The sequence below is a fragment of the Sorangium sp. So ce367 genome (assembly GCF_051520455.1).
GTDB classification, from domain to species: Bacteria; Myxococcota_A; Polyangia; order Polyangiales; family Polyangiaceae; genus Sorangium; species Sorangium cellulosum_B.
Genome location: NZ_CP150334.1, coordinates 12,902,717 through 12,919,396 on the forward strand (window position 1 = coordinate 12,902,717; position 16,680 = coordinate 12,919,396).

Sequence of the window (16,680 nt, forward strand, 5' to 3'; positions counted from 1 at the left end):
GCTTTCCGTCGGCGGGCACCCCCCGCGCGGCGCGCACCGTGACGGTGAAGGAGACGATGTGCCGCATTCTTCGGAACATGAGCAAATGTACGCGCACGAACGTGCGCGTGAACATGCGCAGGGACACGCGCACGCTCGGCCCGTGCAGCGCGGCGAACGTCAAATCCAGCGGCGAACCCAGGCTGCGCTGACCGACCGAACGATCGATCGAAGATCCCCGTATTCATCCGTTCCCGCCGGCAGTAGACTCCAGGCTCTGCGTCCCGCAGACGCGCTTCCCAGGCCGATTCCAAGCGGGATCCGTTGCTGAGGAGCAAGGAAATGAACCCGCTCGTCCCCGACTTCATCATCCAGCAAGACGCTCTCGGCAACACCGAGGGCAGCTTCACGGGGGCGGTGCTGATGATCGACATCCCCGGCTTCACCGAGCTCACGGAGAAGCTGATGCAGCACGGCCGCGCGGGCGCGGAGACGCTCGCCGGCACGCTCCGGTACTACTTCGACCCGCTCATCGCCGCGGTCCACCACGCCGGGGGCTTCATCACGAACTTCGCGGGCGACGCGTTCACGGCGCTGTTCCAGGACACGCCGGACCGCAAGGTCGCGGAGTACGTGCTCGGCGCGGCGCTCGCGATGCGCGACCTGTTCGCGGAGCACCCCGAGCGCGACACGCCCTTCGGCAGCTTCCCGTTCTCGTTCCGGATGGGGCTCGCGTGGGGCTCGGTCGAGTGGGGCATCGTCCGCATCTCCCCGGAGCGCGCGTACTACCACTTCCACGGGCAGGCGCTCGCCGCGTGCGTCGCGATCGAGCGGCAAGCGCTGAAGGGCGACATCCTCCTCGACCGCGCGCTCTGCGATCGCATCCCGCCCGCGAGCGCGAAGTACCACGGCGAGGGCGTCTACAAGCTCGGCGACGTGCCGGCGCCCAGGATGCCGCAGGTCCCGAGGAACCCGCCGCGCGGCGAGGGCACCGCGTTCGTGGCGAGGGGCGTCGCGGACATGCCGCCGGAGGGCGAGTTCCGCAACGTCACGAGCGTCTTCCTCTCGTTCGAGCAGATCCCGAGCTTCGCGGAGCTCACGCGCCTCCTGCACGAGCTCTCCGAGCTCTACGGCGGCACCTTCACGGGCATCGACGCGGGCGATCTCGGCATCGCCGCGCTGATCCACTTCGGCGCCCCGATCACCCACGAGAACGACAACGATCGCGCGCTCGACTTCGCGCTGGAGCTGAAGAAGCGCGGCCTCCGGCAGATGCGCCTCCGCGCCGGGATCACGCGCGACGTCCGGTACGCCGGCTTCAACGGCGGCACCGAGCGCCACGAGTTCGCCTGCATCGGCCGCGCGACGAACCTCGCCGCGCGCCTCGTCGCGAAGGCCCCCTGGTCGGCGATCTGGGCCGACGAGCAGGTCTTCCGCGCCGGTGAGACGAGCTACCAGTGGACGACGGAGAACATCTTCCGGTTCAAGGGCTTCGATCTGCCCATCCTCGTCTACTCGCTGGAGCGCCGCCGCATCTCGGTCCAGAAGGAGTTCTACGACCTCGGCCTCATCGGCCGCGAGGCGGAGATCGAGCAGCTCGTTCGCTACGTCGGGCCGATCTTCGAGGGCAAGCCGGCCGGGATCACGTACATCGACGGCGAGCCGGGGCTCGGGAAGAGCTACCTCGTGCAGCGCTTCCGCCACCGGTGCGAGGAGCACCAGAGCGACCGGCCCTTCCTGTGGATCGACGCGCGCTGCGACCAGACGCTCCAGAGCTCGCTGAACGCGTTCGAGTTCGCGCTGAAGGAGTACTTCTGGGAGTCCTCCGCGCTCGGCAAGGAAGAGAAGCTCACGAACTTCGACGACGCGTTCGAGTACCTCCTCGAGCGCCTGCCCGAGAGCCAGGCCGCGCTGAAGCGCGAGCTCGATCGCGCGCGCTCGGTGTTCGCCGCGCTCATCGGCATTCGCTGGGAGGACTCGCCGTACGAGCGCCTGCACCCGAAGCTCCGGTACACGAGCACGCTCTCGGCGCTGAGCTTCGTCTTCCTCGCCGAGGCGTCGCTCCAGCCGGTGATCCTGCACCTCGAGGACGCGCACTGGGCCGATGAGGACTCGCTCGAGGCGGTGCGCGTGATCGCGCGCGCGTGCCGGGGGCTGCCCATCGCGATCATCTGTACGACGCGGCGCAAGGACGACGGCACCCCCGTCCGCATCCCGCTCGACCCGGGCATCTCCGAGAACGTGATCGAGCTGAAGCCGCTGCCGCGCGAGCAGCTCCTCGCGCTCGCGGTCCCGTTCTTCGGCGGCCCGATGCCGGACATGCTCGCGACGCTGCTCTGCGAGACGGCCGGCGGCAACCCGTTCTTCGCGCAGGAGATCCTCGCCTACTGGCTCGAGGACGGGCGCTACGGCTCGAGCTCGAGCTCCATCTCGATCTCGAACACGTTCATGCCGCCGAAGAACGTGAACAGCCTGCTCATCTCGCGCCTCGACCGGCTCGACGCGAAGGTGAAGCAGACGATCGTCGCCGCGGCCGTCCTCGGGCGCGAGTTCGACCTGCGCGTGCTCGCGCTGATGCTCCCCGACGCCTCCGTGCTCGAGGAGCACGTGCGCATCGGCGAGGCGCAGTGCATCTGGTCGCAGATGACGGAGCGGCGCTTCCAGTTCAGCAACGCGCTCCTCCGCAACGCGGCCTACGAGATGCAGTCCCGCGCGCGGCTCCAGGAGCTCCACCGGCTCGCGGCCGAGGCGATCGAGAGCCTCTACGGCGACGACCTCGAGGACCAGCTCGTCGCGCTCGGCCGCCACTGGCGCCGCGCGGGCAAGGTGGACCACGCGCGCCGCTACTTCCTCGCGGGCGCCCGCAAGGCGGCAGCGCGCTACGCCCACGAGGAGGCGACCCGCCTCTACCGCGTCTACTTCAAGCTCTCGCCGGAGCCGACGCCCGAGAGCGTCGTCGTGCGCTACGAGTTCGCCCGCGACGTCCTCGAGGCGAGGGGGCGTTACCAGGAGGCGCGGCAGGAGCACATCCGCGTGCTCACCGACGCCCAGAAGCTGGGCGATCGCGGGTCCGAGTCGCTCGGCTTCCTCGGCCTCGGCCGCACGCACTGGGCGATGCAGCAGCCGGACGACGCGCGCACCTACTGGGAGGAGGGGCTGCGCGCCGCGCGCGAGGCGGGCAACCTGCCGGCCGAGGGGCTCACGCTCGCGAGCCTCGGGATGGCCTACGCCGTCCAGGGCCGGTACGACGCTGCCCGCACGCTCTACTCGCGCGCGATCACGGTCGAGCGGCAGATCGGGAACCGGCGCGAGGAGGCGAGGCTCCTCGGGGAGTTCGCGAAGCTGCACCGGCTGAGCGGCCACCTCGGCGAGGCGGAGGCCCTGCAGGAGCAGGCCGCTGCCATCGAGCGTGAGCTGGGGGCTTCTTGAGCCGGTGGGGGACGCTGCCGTGCCCTCCGCCCACGCGAAGGCGACCCCGTCGTCCGACGTCGTCGCGCGTTCCCTAGATCGCGGCGCAGAGGCCCCGCCGGCCCGCGCGGCGCCGGCGCGCCCCGGCCCTCGCCGCCCTGCGAATTCCGCTGACAATCGATCACGAGGTCTCCCAAGAGCATGACACGACAGGCAACAAAGGAGTCACCTGCGCTGTTGAACGAGGAGCTCCTTGAGAAGGCGAAGCCTTCCAAGCTCATGCCCGCCGTGATCGCCGGAATGGTCTCGGGGACGCTGGTCGTCTCGTTCGATATCTCCCTCGGCGCGCTGATCTTCAACCACGGGCTCGCCGATTACCTCTCGAGAGGGATCGGCATCATCCTGATCAGCTCCGTCATCGTCGGCGTGATCGTGTCTCTCCTCAGCTCCTACAAGCCGGTGATCGCCGCGCCGCAGGAGGACGCCGCCGTCATTCTCGCCTCGATGGCGGCGGCGATCACGACGGCCATCGCGCAGAAGGACCCGGCGGCGAGCCCGTTCCCGACGGTCGTGGCCGCCATCGCGATCACCTCCGTGGTCGCAGGCGGCTTCTTCCTGCTGCTCGGGCTCCTACGGCTCGGCATCCTGGTCCGCTTCATCCCGTACCCCGTCGCCGGCGGCTTCATCGCTGGCGCCGGCTGGCTCCTCCTCCAGGGCTCGATCTCGGTGATGTCCGGGCAGCCGTCGACGCTCGACATTTTTCCGACCGTGGTGATGGATCCGGAGCTCTTGAAGCGGGTCCTGCCGGGCCTCGTGTTCGGCGTCCTGCTCCTCGTGGTGCTGCGCCGGTTCTCGTCGCTCCTGCTCCTCCCCGTGCTGCTCGGGGGCTCGATCGTGGTGTTCTACGTCTCTTTGGGGCTCGCCGGCGTCAGCGTGCAGCAGGTGCTCGAGGGTGGCTGGCTCCTTGGTCCGTTCCCGACCGCGTCGCTCTGGCCGCCGATCGGGGCCTCGGACCTCGCGAAGGTGGACTGGTCGGTCCTGTTCGGCAGCGCGGGCAACGTCGCCGCCGTGATGATCATGGCCGCCATCACCGTGCTGCTCAGCGCGTCAGGCGTCGAGCTCGCGACGGAGCAGGAGATCGATCTCGACCGCGAGCTGCGGGCCACGGGCGTCGCGAACATCGTCACGGGCCTCTTTGGCGGCATGGTCGGCTACCTGTCGCTGGCCGAGTCGTCGATGAGCTACAAGGCCGGCTCGAACAGCCGCATCTCAGGGCTGGTCGCGGCGGCCATCAGCTGCATCGTGCTCTTCGTCGGCGCCGAAGCCATCCTGTACTTCCCGCGCCCCGTCCTCGGGGGCCTGATCGCGTATCTCGGGTTCCACTTCCTCATCAACACGCTCTACGAGGGCTGGTTCCGGCTGCGGCGCATCGAGTACTTCGTCATCGTGGTGATCCTCCTTGTCGTCGCCGTCCGGGGCTTCCTCGTCGGCATCGGCGTGGGGCTCGGCGTCTCGTTCATCCTCTTCGCGCTCAGCTACAGCCGCATCGAGGTGGTGCGCAACGCCATCACCGGGGTCCACCTGCGCAGCAACGTCGCTCGCAGCGAGGGCGAGCTGGAGACCCTGACGGCCCGCGGCAAGCAGCTCTACGTGCTCCAGCTCCAGGGGTATATCTTCTTCGGGACGGCGTACAACCTGCTCTCGACCGCCCAGCAGCGCATCCAGAGCGACGACGACGAGAGGCCGCGTTACCTGCTGCTCGACTTCCTCCACGTCAACGGCATCGACTCGTCCGCCATCGCGAGCTTCCTCCGGCTCCGCAGGCTCGCCAAGTCGAACGGCGTCAAGCTCATCTTCACGGCGGTGCGTGACGACATCCGCAATCACCTCGAGCGGGGTGAGGTCTTCCTGGCCGAAGGCGACGAGGTCTCCCTGCTCTACCCGGATATCGATCGAGGTCTCGAGGCGTGTGAGAAGGAGATCATCGCAGACGCGCCGCCCAGCATGCTGCCGCCTCCGATGCTGTTCTACGATCTCCAGGATGTGTTCGGCGGTCGCCCGGAAATGCTACGTTTCAAGGACTACCTCGAGCGCGTCGAGCTTCCGGCTGGGTTCGATCTGTTCCGGGCCGGAGATATCTCGAAGGACCTCTACCTCATCGAGAACGGGGAGCTCACGGCCTGGGCCGAGATCGACGGAAAGAAGGAGAAGCGGCTCCGCACGATGGGGCCGGGGTCGGTCGTGGGCGAGTCCGGGCTCTACATGGGAGAGAAGCGGTCGGCGACGGTCACCGCCAGCGAGAAGTCCACGCTCTACCGGCTCTCGGAGGAGGCGCTGCAGCGAATGACGGCGGAGGCGCCCGAGCTGGCTGCAGCCTTCCACCACTTCGTGGTCACGCTGCTGGCCAAGAGGATCGTGCACGCGACGTCGCCCGTGAAAGCGCTGTTCAACTAGACTCGACCGGTCCGGCCTGGAGCGTTGCGTTCCGTGGAGACTCGCTTGCAGCATGGTGCGACGGCAGTACGCCTCCCGCCGGCGCGCGCCGCGCGCCGGGGAGCCGGCGTGTCCGCTCTTCAATGCTGCACGCGTGAGCACCTGGCTCCCGCAGATCCGATCGCGCACGACGCGCACGATCACCGAGCGCAGCCCGCGAGCATTGCCGTCCGGTGTTCCGGTAGCGTCGAAACACGCATTGCCGTGCCGCGCGCCGTTTCACCCGGGGGAGAACAATCTCGTGTAGACGCTATCCCGGAGGTGCGTGGATGCGCGGTGAACACACATTTGAATGCAATTTCGACGATCTCTTTCGGATTCAGAGCCACGGAATGTACGATTCGCCTAAGCTTGCGAACAGTCGTGGTTTCGCTCCGAATGAGAAGGCCAGTCGTGTTGCTTACCGCGCAACACATTTTCCTTGACAAGGGGACGCGCGCTTGCAATCCACGGTCCATAGGGTTGCTGCCGGGGCTGCCCGGCATCCCGCGCGCGTCCTACCGGCCGATGGGGGCCTCGGCTCGCAGACGCGCTCCGCTGGCTTTCGCTTCCCGAGATCCCAGAGGCCAGCATCGCGCCAGCGAACACCCGCAGGCCTGTCCGCCTTGAGCAGCTGGAGAAAGGACAACTTATGAAAACTCAACGTCGACCCCTGATGGTACTAGCCATTCTGTTGGGTGTCCTATCGATCGCCGCCTGCGGCAAAGATAAGGCTCCTTCTGAAGCACGTCCAGAGTCGGGCACCAAGGAAGCTCCGGCTCAGCCCTCCGAGCTCAGCGTCCTCATCTTCCCGAACTACCTGGACGACAAGAGCATCAAGGACTTCGAGACGCAGAACAACGCCCGTCTGCGGCTCACGATCTACGACTCCACCGAGGAGATGGAGAGCAAGCTCGCTTATGCGGGCGCCGACGCGCAGTACGATGTCGTCGTGATGGCGGCGCACGCCAGCGGGCGGCTCGCGCGGCGCGGGCTCATCCGCCCCCTGGATCACGCCCAGCTCCCCAACCTGAAGAACCTCGAGTCGCGGTTCTCGGGCCCGAACTTCGACGAGGGCAACAAGTACTCTATCCCTTACCAGTGGGGCACTGTCGCGATCATCTACAACAAGAAGAAGATCCCCAACATGGATCCGACGTGGGGCGTGCTCTTCGACGCCCAGAAGACGCCGGGCACGTTCGTGCTGATCGACGAGATGCGGGACATGGTCGGCGCGGCGCTGAAGTACAAGGGATTTTCCAGCAACACGTCGAAGCCTGAAGAGATCCGCGAGGCCGGGCGCATCCTCAAGGAGGCCAAGAGCAACCCGAAGTGCCTCGGCTTCAAGGGCGGCATCGGCGCGACGCAGGACGTGAAGGGCGGCTCCGTCGACATGGCGGTCGTCTGGAACGGGGACGCGCAGAAGGTGGTCTGGGAGGACAAGGATCGCCTCGCCCTCATCATTCCGAAGGAAGGCTCCGTGATCTGGGTCGACGTGATGACCGTGCCCACCAAGTCGCCGCACCCCGAGCTGGCTCACAAGTTCATCAATTACATGCTGACCCCCGACGGCGGCGCGCAGCTCTCGATGATGACGAAGTACGCGACCCCGAACAGCGCCGCGCAGGCCAAGCTGCCGGAGGAAGACCGCACGAACCAGCTCATCTACCCGACGGGCGATATGGCGACCCGCCTGGAGGCCCATCGTGATCTCGGCGAGTCGGCCAAGCTCTATGACGAGGTCTGGGCGGCCGTGAAATCGAACTGACCTTGAGGCGATGGCGCCAGCGAGGTGCTCAGCCTCCGATCACGCCGATGCCCATCCTGCGCGACGCGCCGGTGTCGAGCGCACGCCCGAGCTGGAATACGGGCCGCTGCGTGGAGCCCCTGGCACTACTAGGACCTCTATGGAAGATCATCGCTCCAAGGCCACGCCTCGCGCGAGAGGCATGGTCGTAGACAACGCGTTCACGGCCGATGGCCTCTATGGCGTCCGGCGCGAGCCGACCTACAGCGGCGCGCTCTCCTTCCTGCGCCGCAAGTACACGCGCGACCTGACTGGCGTCGATGTGGCGGTCACCGGCATCCCGCTCGACACGGCGACCAGCAACCGCCCAGGGACGCGCTTCGGCCCGCGCGCGGTGCGGGAGGCCTCGGCGCACCTCGCGTGGAACCGCCCTTACGGCTACGAGTTCGATCCGCTCGACCGGCTCGCCGTGGTGGACTATGGCGACTGCGTCTGGGATTACGGGCGTCCGGAGGAGTGCCCTGTCGCCATCGAGGAGCACATCGGCCGGATCCTCGACGCCGGGGTGACGCCCCTCTCGATCGGGGGGGATCACTTCGTGAGCTACCCGATCCTGCGCGCCGTGTCCAAGCGCCGCGGGAAGCTCTCGCTGATCCATTTCGACGCTCACTCCGACACGTGGAGCGACGAGGTCGGATCGGGTCGGGTCGATCACGGCACCATGTTCTTCCACGCGGCGCGGGAGGGCCTCGTGGAGCCCAGCCGCTCGGCGCAGATCGGGCTCCGCACCTACAACGCCGATACGCTCGGCTTCCAGGTGCTCGACGCGCCCTGGGTTCATCGCCATGGCGCGAGGGCGGTGATCGAGCACGTTCGTAATATCGTCGGGGACCACGAGGTTTACCTGACGTTCGACATCGATTTCCTCGACCCGAGCTTCGCGCCCGGCACCGGCACGCCGGTCTGCGGGGGGCTGTCGACCGCGGTCGCGCTGGAGATCCTGCGGGGGCTCCAGGGCATCGCGCTCGTCGGCATGGACGTCGTGGAGGTCGCGCCCGCGTACGACGTGGGTGAAATCACGGCGCTGGCTGGGGCGACGATCGCCCAGGAGGGGCTCGGGCTCATCGCGTGCCGGCCTGGCGCGCCCAGAGCAAGGGAGCCAGCCTAGAGCGGTTTTCAGCTGGGTCTGGTACAAGAGCTGCTGCTCGGGCTCACTGATTCCCTATGCTGCAGGGCATCCCCGCTGGCGGAGCGCGAGAGCGCTCGCCGGGCGGCGCCATCCTCCGGGTTGCGCCGGCACGCGAGGGAGGTGGACGACGCGGTGGACGGATGTAGCCGGTGTGCTGAAACCAACCTTTGGCGTCGCGATCAGTTACCAGACCGATGGCTCGGCCCATGGCTCGGTATACCTGAGGGACCGAGCGCGGGGCGGCGGCGCGGGTGAGCTCCTTGACTTTGCTGCCGCAGCCTTCCACCGGCGACAGGTCAGGCGAATAAGGCGGCAAAATCCAGAACTTTGCCCCGCGCTCCTCGACGGCAGCGCGAGCACCGGGAGCACGGTGTGCACCCAGCCCGTCGACAACGATCACATCGCCGGGCTGCACTCGAGGAGCGATCCGGTCGCGGATGTACGCCTCGAAGATGGCGCCGTTCATGGACCCCTCGAAGGCCATCGGTTCTACAGCGCCGCCGAGATTCAGGCCGACGATGAGCGTGATCTTCGGGTCGGTGTTACACGGCACCCTGCCGCGCGCCCGACGCCCGCGACGCGCACGACCGTACCGCCGCGCCATCCCGCGATGCAGACCGAACTCGTCGAAGAAGGTGATGTGGCGTGCGCCTACTCTTCGTGCTTGCCGCCGGAACTGAGCGCGGCGCTTGCGGACGGCGGGCCGATACTGCTCGCTCGCTCGAAGCGTTTTTTTTTCTCGTGATGCCCAGCCGCTGCAGCGCCCGATGCATCGTCGGGATGCTGACACGCACCTCCTGCCGCTGCTCGAACTGCTCAGCCAACTCGGCCAGCGTCCGGTCGTTCTTTTCCTCGACCAGCTTGCGCACCTCATCCAGCCCCGCCCGGTCGATCTTCGGCCCCACTCCACCACCGTGCGGCAAGGGCGCAAGGCTGCCTGTCGCGCGCACCTGGGTGAGGTAATTCTGCACAGTGTTCGGCGCGACCGAGAAGCGCTCCGCTATTTCCCGAATGCTCCCCTCGCCGTTGACGTAGGCATCGACGATTCGCCGGCGCAGATCGAGACTGTACGGGCTCATGGGGCAGACCTTGGGCAGGTACTGTGCCACGATCCGGTGTGGTCGAGCTCGGGCTGTACCAGACTCGGCTGAAAACCGCTCTAGAGCGGCGGTCACCCGCTTCGGATACGGGCCCATCTCGCCGTTTTCGGTGCTCAGCGCACCCGAGTGCGCTTCCGCGCCGAAAACGACGATCTGGGCCCGTCTCCTGTGCGGGTGACCGCCGCTCTGTGTCGGCTCTACGAGCGTGTCCGGCGGCGCGGAGATTGCGCTCGGTAGGGCGCGAAGACCGCTTCTGGGGAGTCTTCGGTGAACTGGCGGAGCACCCGGTTCAGGCCGCGCGTGCCGTGGGCGCGGACCGCCTGGACGCGGTCGAGATCGAGCACCTCTCCGAGGTACTCCTCGCCGGAGCCGCCCAGGAAGAGGACGCGGCCCTCGGGATCGACCGCGATGGAGCGGCCGCCGCCGATCTCCACCGCGGCGTTGACGTTCACCACATAACACTGGTTCTCGATCGCGCGGGCGCGGGCGAGCACGAGCTCCTCCTCGCGATCCGGCGTCGTGGTCAGCGTCGGGTGCAGGATCACCTCGGCGCCGCGCAGCGCAAGGCCGCGCGCGACCTCGGGATACCAGCCGTCGTAACAGATCATGAGCCCCAGCCGGCCGACGCGCGGGATGTCGAACACGGGCGCGGGCTCATCGCCCGGCGCACAGGTCTCGAAGGGCATCCAGGGATAGAGCTTGCGGTACCGCGCGACGAGCTTGCCGCTCGGCGAGAAGACGAGCGCGGTATTGTGCAGCTTGTCGCCCGCGCGCTCGTAGATCGACCCGGCGCAGAGCCACCTCCCGGCCCTGCGCGCGATGGCGCCGAGCCGCTTCGTGAGCGGTCCCGGGATCGGCTGGGCGAGCTCGTGCGATGGGGAAGTGTGGCGGAAGGGGTGATCCCCCGTGAGCCACAGCTCGGGAAACAGGTAGAGCTGCGCCTCGGGGAACGAGACCCCGAGCGTCTGCACCTCGCGCTCGAGCTTCTCGAGCGTCGCAGCAGGGTCGCCGGGCACGGGCCGGGACTGGACTCCGATGACGTGGAGAAGGCGAGCCATACAGGCGACGTTATACACCCCCTCCGCGGCGTGCGTTCGAGGGGCGTCGTGAACGTCGCGCCGGGGGGCGCCTTTCGAGCTCGCTCAGGTGGTCGGCTCGATCGACCCGCGAGCCGCCGCGATCACCTCGGCCGTGGCGAAGTGCGCCGACTCGAGGGCACCCTGCGCCCAGCCCGTGTAGAGACACGTGTGATCGCCGGCGAAGACGACGCGCCCCTCACCGCGCTGGAGATCCGCGATCAGGTCGGTCTGATCGGGCCGGTACGCGGGCCAGCCGCCTCGCGTGTACGGCTGGTGGTGCCACGAGAACGACAGCCCCTTCTGGAAGTACTTCCGAGCGTTCGGGAAGAACGACTCCATCGTCTTGAGCCCGAACTCGATGCGATCGGCCGCGGTGGGCAGCTCGTCGAGCGCCGCGGCGTTGCGGTCCTGCACGTAGGCCGTGAGGATGCCCGGGGTGCCCGACTGGAGCGAGGTCAGGTCCCACAGACGCTCGATGGGCGTGGTCGTGCAGGCCGCGAGCAGCCCGATGATGCCCTCATCCGCCCAGAACCGGTGCGAGAACTGGAAGTTGAGGCGGGTGACGGTGAACATCGGGATCTCCGACGCGGCGCGGTGCTTGGGGCCGGAGAGCGGCGGGTCGAACGCGACCTCGAGCAGGATGCGGTGGGGGAGCGCGCACACTACGAAGTCGCCCTCGATCGTCTCGGGGTCCCCGTTCCTGAGGAACTCGACGGTCACGCCGTCCTCGCGGGAGATCACCCGCTGCACATGGGCCCCCCTGAGGATGCGATCGCCGAGGTCGTCGGCGAACGCGGTGGTCAGGCGGTCGTTCCCGCCGGCGATCGCGTAGGTGTGGAACCACTTGGCGTCGAGCCGCTGGTTCGCCGACCAGGCGAGGCCGCTGAACATCTCGATCTCCGTCCCCTCGTACGCGCGGCAGATCTCCCTCGCGGCGTGCGAGGCCCCGGTCCGATCCAGGCTGCGGTAGAACGTCTCGCCCGAGAAGTCCTTGCGGACGGTGGCCGGTGGCCACTGCGTGTCCCGCGGGTCGCCGATCACCGAGAACGCCTTCGCCGCGAGCTGCAGGTTGAGGGACTCCGCGTCGATGTCCCGCTCTTCCGGAGAGAGCGGAAAGTCGGCAGGATAGTGCGCTTTGCCCCGCGAGGTGCTCAGGAAGCGATGGCCCATGACGTAGTACAGCTGCGTCGCGTCGAGCGGATACTCGAGGATCTCCAGCCCGAAGTGGCGCGCATAGGCGAGCGTGAGGACGTGGGTGTCGGCGATCCGGGTGACGCCGAGCTCCGCGTACTGGTCGCCGAAGTGGTTCCGGAGCGTGTAGAAGCGGCCGCCTACACGGTCATTCCGCTCGAGGATGATCGGGTCGAACCCGGCCTTCCGCAGCGACCATGCGGTGCACAGCCCTGAAATCCCGCCGCCGAGCACGATGACACGGCGTCCGCCGCCGACGCTCGGCCACTCAGGTAGGGTGTCCCACATCTGTGGCAACATCTCCCCTGCGGCCGCGAGGCGACGCCGGTCGTAGACGGAAGCGAACGACTGCTCGGGGACATCGATCGGGCGGTCGGGCAACATGGACCTCTTGCTCGGGCTGGCTGACGATCGTCAGGTTGGCAAAAACGCCTTCAAGATGGCGCGCCGCGGGCGGCATACCCGACGCGCGCTCCTCTCGTGACCTAGGATTCGGCGCGAAGATCGGCGCCCATCGCTCTCCTGGTCGCTCCTGGTCACGGCGCGATCCGCCGAGCGGCGCGCCCGTTGGTCCGCCGTCGCTCCGGACCGCGCGCGCCGTGTGTCGCGTGATCCGAGGTCGAGGAGCGGATATTCACGAGTGACCATGATGGACAAGCGGTGTTTTGCTTTCAAGCAAAATCATGACCGCGCGGATTGCCACAAGAGTGTGCGGGCGTCCGATGATGTGGTTACTCGGTCTCACGTGGCTGCGCATCGCCAGATCGCCGCTTTGTCGACGACGGTCATGAGGCGAGCGCACCGCTCCACACCATCGCGCCTCGATCGTGGATTGCGGAGGATCGTGCGTGATTTGCGCCCCGGCGCACGATTTGCGTCGGGCAAGGAAACACACGAGAGCGCTGCATACCACGCGAGGCCGGTCCAGGCGCTGAGTTCACGCGAGACGCTGAATTCGAGCGTGGCGCGAACCGCGTGCAGCGGCGGAGCTCCTGTCAGAGTGGAACGGTGGCGCCGCTGTGGCTTGCGCCACGCCTGAAATGGATGAGGCCGCCAGAGCGACGCCGCTCGATGGCCCGCGGGGCGCGAGGCCACGCGCTGCGCTGGCCGCCCTGCGCCGCGGTCGAGCAGGGCGGCGCGGGGGCGGAGCGCCGAGGGGTGATGGGCGTGAGGTGGAGAGCGCGCGGCCAGGACGGCCGCGCGATGATCAGAAGTTCAGGTTGGCAGAGAGGAGGAAGGTGCGGCCTGCCTGCGGCATCCTGGTCGCGGTGAACTGGGGCGAGATGGGAGCCTCGTATTCCCAGTCGGCGACGTTGTAGACGCCCATGTTGTAGCGGAGGCCGGCCACGTCCGTCTGACCGGAGAGGACGACGTCCCAGATCACCGCGGGGTCGGTCTCCTTCAGGTTCTTGTCGATGCGCTGCGACTCGACGGTGAGGCGCGTCGACAGCATCAGGGCCTTTCCGAACAGCGGCACGGTCCCCTTGACGGCGGCCATGTGCTCCGGCGAGTTCGGCACCTTCGTGAGCACCTCGTCGACGCCTTCATCCCTGAGGTACCGCGCCCGTGAATAGGAGTAGGAGACAGAGGCCATCCAGCCCTGGCGCCACTCGCGGCGCAGCTCGGCCTCCGCGCCCATCACGAGGATCGGATCCGCGGTGTTGTCGTACCTCCCCGGCACTGCCTCGGTGAAATCGCCGGTCTGCGCGATCATGTCCGTCATGTAGTTCACGTATCCCGCGCCGAGCAAGGAGAGCGTGGACGAGAGCCGGTGCGTGAACTCTACCTCTCCCGAGAGCACGCTCTCGGGATCGACCGACGCGCCCGCCGCTGGCTCGTACCCCGGCTTGAAGTTGCTCGAGGGCACCTGCAGGAAGAGCTCGTAGATGGGCGGAGCGCGGAATGCGCGGCCGCCGGTGACCTTCAGGTTGCCCCCTTCGTAGGGCTTGACGACGAGCGCGATACGCGGGCTGATCCCGGAGTTGAAGCTGAGACCGTCCTCTCCATAGTTGTAGTAATCGATACGAGCACCCGCGGAGACGCGGACGCGGTCGGACGGGACGAAGTCGACAACGCCGTACCCGGCGAGGATCTGATAAGGGTGCGAGTCGAACAGATCCTCATTGTTGGGGTCGAGGACCTCGCCCTCGACCTCGGACACGGGCAGCACGAGCGTGTCGCGGCATGGAAGAACACCGCACTCGTGCTCCTCGATGCGCATCCTGCCGAGCAGGTGTACCTGGCCCTCGGCGCCGACGGTGACCTTCAGCTCGCGGAGCGGGCTGATCTCGAATCGCTGATCCGCGAGCAGCCACGTGTCCTGGTACTTCTCGACGTCATGGATCGTTTCGGTCCCGATGTCGGACAGCCAAAGCGTGTCATCGTAGAGCTGCATGTCGACGCCCACGCGGGTCGTCATCGAGAAGCTATCGGAGAACCGCGGCGAGAACGTGAGCTCGGCGAACCCGCGCCTGTCGCGGTAAAATGTCCTGTCGTCGCCGACCATGGTGAAGTTGGCGCCGGTCGGGATCGACTTCCTGCGCTCGTTGTAGAACACCTGCGCCGAGAGCGACTTGTACCAGAGCCGTCCCTGGATCGTCCCCACGTTGAAGTGGTCCGCGCCGCGGGAGTTAGGATCCTTGTTCTTCCATTTGTCGGCAGGATCAGGGACGTTGGGAGGGTCGTTCGGGTCCGGGTTCTCGGGAGCAGGGCCATCGGGGTCGGGCGGGATCGGCAGGAAGTAGTCTCGCCCTTGACCGTGGCCTCCGGCGACCGACAGCCACATGCCGGAGTCGCGCCCGAAGGGCACCTGCACCTGGCCGCGGCCCCGGATGAAGCCGTGCTGCGCCGCGCCCACGCCGACGCCCGCGCCGAACGACGTCGGGCGGCCCTTGGTCACGATGTTGATGACGCCGACGAACGCGCCCGTACCGTAGAGCAGCGAGCCCGGGCCACGGACGACCTCGATCCGCTCGACGTCCTCCAGGTCGGTGCGCGCCGATTGATCGGCGAAGGCGAGGCCGTCCCACGTGTCGTTGATCGAGTGCCCGTTGAGGAGCACGAGCACGCGGTTGCTATAGTCGCCAGGGATGCTGATCCCGCGGATGCCGACCCAGGAGTAGCTGCCGTCGTACGTCGTGTAGACGCCGCGCATGCCCCTCAAGGCCTCGGCGACGGTCGGATACCCCATCGCGCGGAGCTCCTGGCCCGAGATGATCGTGACCGAGCCGGGCGCGTCCTCGACGGCCTCTGCCGTACGCGATGCGGCCTCGACCTCCTCGAGCTGCCGGAGGGAGATGTCGATTCGGGTCTGCTGTCCGGCCATCACGTTGGCCGACTGCTCGACCGGGCGGAAGCCGCGCAGCGAGACGCGCACGCGGCGCTGGCCGCTCTGCACGTTGAGGACCGCGGGCGTGAAGCCCATCGGCTTTCCGTCGACCTCGACGAGCGCGTCGCGCTCATCCGCGTTGACGACGAGGCTGCCGGTGAGCGGGTTGAGCCGGTAACGCGCGGTCACCGTGCTCGCGGCCGCCACGTTCACGTCCTGCTCCGACGGCTGGTACCCCTCCTGCGAGAGGTAGAGGCGGTGTCGGCCAGGAGGCAGCGTGAGATCGCACGGCGCGGTGCACGCCGGGGGGCCGCTCGCGTCGTTGACCCGCACCGTCGTGCCCGCCATCTCACCGACCACGCGCACCGTCCCGACGATGCGCTTCAGCTTGACCGCGACGTTCGTTTGCTCGCCGATCTTCGCCTCGACGTTCTCGACCTCCGCCGGCTCATACCCCTCGAGATCGACGATGATCTTGTGCTTGCCGGGCTGGAAGCCGAGGAGGCGGGGCGTGCTGCCGCGGCCGCCGAGATCGCGGCGGTTGATGTACACCGTCGCTCCGGGCGGGTCCGTCGTCACGTTGATGACGGCGACGTTGGGCCGGATGCGGGCGAGCGCCTCCTCGATGGCCGGCCTGCGCGCGGCGTTGGGCTCGAGATCGAGCGCCTGAACGTAATAGCGAAATGCGTCTGGATACTCCTGGAGAGCCTCGTAAGTTCGGGCGATGTTGAAGATGACGTTTCGGTTCGGGACAAGCCGGTTCGACACCAGGAAGTGCTCCAGGGCGCCCCGGTAGTCACGCGCCGAATAGCGCTCCGTGGCGATCCTGAAGTGCAGATCGGCCTCATCGGCCAGATCATCCGCCCAGGCAGGCCGACCGGAGAATGTGAGGAGTGCTACGAGTATGAGTAGGAGTGCGGAGCGACGAAAGCTCATCTTTCGATCTCGATTCCCAACGGTCGAAGTGGAGCGCAAAGCGCCGTCCGCCGGGTCCAGCCGTCACGCAAAAACCCGGCGAGCTTGGGACGAAACAGCCGCATTGCCGGGTCAGCTTACCGTAAGCCGTCAGCTGATCCAACCTGTTCGCACAGGCGGCCGTGGACCTCACGCCGGCGTGGACGCCGCTGTGTAGGCGCCGTGCGCGGAGCGCATGACAGAGTGAGCGGAACCCGGGGCGGCGCGCGGTC

Annotated in this window: 9 protein-coding genes; 4 read left to right on the forward strand and 5 right to left on the reverse strand. The window is 67.6% G+C overall.

Annotated features, from left to right (window positions below; genetic code table 11):
• Window positions 1–321 precede the first annotated feature (321 nt).
• The 4 genes from WME97_RS49030 (at window position 322) to speB (ending at window position 8,774) form a co-directional block, all read left to right on the forward strand.
• On the forward strand, window positions 322–3,408 hold the full coding sequence (locus WME97_RS49030; RefSeq protein ID WP_012241760.1) for an AAA family ATPase: 3,087 nt from the start codon (window positions 322–324) through the stop codon (window positions 3,406–3,408).
• A gap of 216 nt (window positions 3,409–3,624) precedes the next feature.
• A complete protein-coding gene (locus WME97_RS49035) occupies window positions 3,625–5,841 on the forward strand; it encodes a SulP family inorganic anion transporter (protein WP_437548136.1) in 2,217 nt (738 codons plus the stop codon).
• 712 nt (window positions 5,842–6,553) lie between these two features.
• Window positions 6,554–7,627 carry a polyamine ABC transporter substrate-binding protein gene (locus WME97_RS49040; protein ID WP_437548137.1) on the forward strand — a complete coding sequence of 358 codons (1,074 nt, stop codon included), beginning with the start codon at window positions 6,554–6,556 and terminating at the stop codon, window positions 7,625–7,627.
• Window positions 7,628–7,808: 181 nt separating this feature from the next.
• Window positions 7,809–8,774, forward strand: coding sequence for an agmatinase (gene speB, locus WME97_RS49045; protein ID WP_437548138.1), 966 nt, complete (start codon window positions 7,809–7,811; stop codon window positions 8,772–8,774).
• 43 nt (window positions 8,775–8,817) lie between these two features.
• Here speB and WME97_RS49050 read toward each other — a convergent pair whose 3' ends face one another.
• The 5 genes from WME97_RS49050 to WME97_RS49070 all read right to left on the reverse strand — a co-directional run bounded on the left by WME97_RS49050 (window position 8,818) and on the right by WME97_RS49070 (window position 16,261).
• Window positions 8,818–9,399 carry a transposase gene (locus tag WME97_RS49050; protein ID WP_437547789.1) on the reverse strand — a complete coding sequence of 194 codons (582 nt, stop codon included), beginning with the start codon at window positions 9,397–9,399 and terminating at the stop codon, window positions 8,818–8,820.
• Entirely contained in the window at window positions 9,338–9,874 is a 537-nt protein-coding gene (locus tag WME97_RS49055; protein ID WP_437294639.1) for an IS630 transposase-related protein, read from the reverse strand. The genes WME97_RS49050 and WME97_RS49055 overlap by 62 nt, the downstream gene beginning before the upstream one ends.
• A 218-nt stretch (window positions 9,875–10,092) precedes the next feature.
• Entirely contained in the window at window positions 10,093–10,953 is an 861-nt protein-coding gene (locus WME97_RS49060) for a carbon-nitrogen hydrolase family protein (RefSeq protein ID WP_437548140.1), read from the reverse strand.
• An 84-nt stretch (window positions 10,954–11,037) separates the two neighbouring features.
• Window positions 11,038–12,549, reverse strand: coding sequence for a flavin monoamine oxidase family protein (locus tag WME97_RS49065; protein WP_437548142.1), 1,512 nt, complete (start codon window positions 12,547–12,549; stop codon window positions 11,038–11,040).
• An 823-nt stretch (window positions 12,550–13,372) separates the two neighbouring features.
• Window positions 13,373–16,261: a TonB-dependent receptor domain-containing protein gene (locus WME97_RS49070; protein ID WP_437548143.1), complete on the reverse strand. Its 2,889-nt coding sequence runs from the start codon at window positions 16,259–16,261 to the stop codon at window positions 13,373–13,375.
• Window positions 16,262–16,680 lie beyond the last annotated feature (419 nt).

Coding starts and splice junctions, on each gene's coding strand:
- WME97_RS49030 (WP_012241760.1), top strand. CDS start 322: ATGAACCCGCTCGTCCCCGACTTCATCATCCAGCAAGACGCTCTCGGC.
- speB (WP_437548138.1), top strand. CDS start 7,809: ATGGTCGTAGACAACGCGTTCACGGCCGATGGCCTCTATGGCGTCCGG.
- WME97_RS49050 (WP_437547789.1), bottom strand. CDS start 9,399: ATGGCGCGGCGGTACGGTCGTGCGCGTCGCGGGCGTCGGGCGCGCGGC.
- WME97_RS49055 (WP_437294639.1), bottom strand. CDS start 9,874: ATGAGCCCGTACAGTCTCGATCTGCGCCGGCGAATCGTCGATGCCTAC.
- WME97_RS49060 (WP_437548140.1), bottom strand. CDS start 10,953: ATGGCTCGCCTTCTCCACGTCATCGGAGTCCAGTCCCGGCCCGTGCCC.
- WME97_RS49065 (WP_437548142.1), bottom strand. CDS start 12,549: ATGTTGCCCGACCGCCCGATCGATGTCCCCGAGCAGTCGTTCGCTTCC.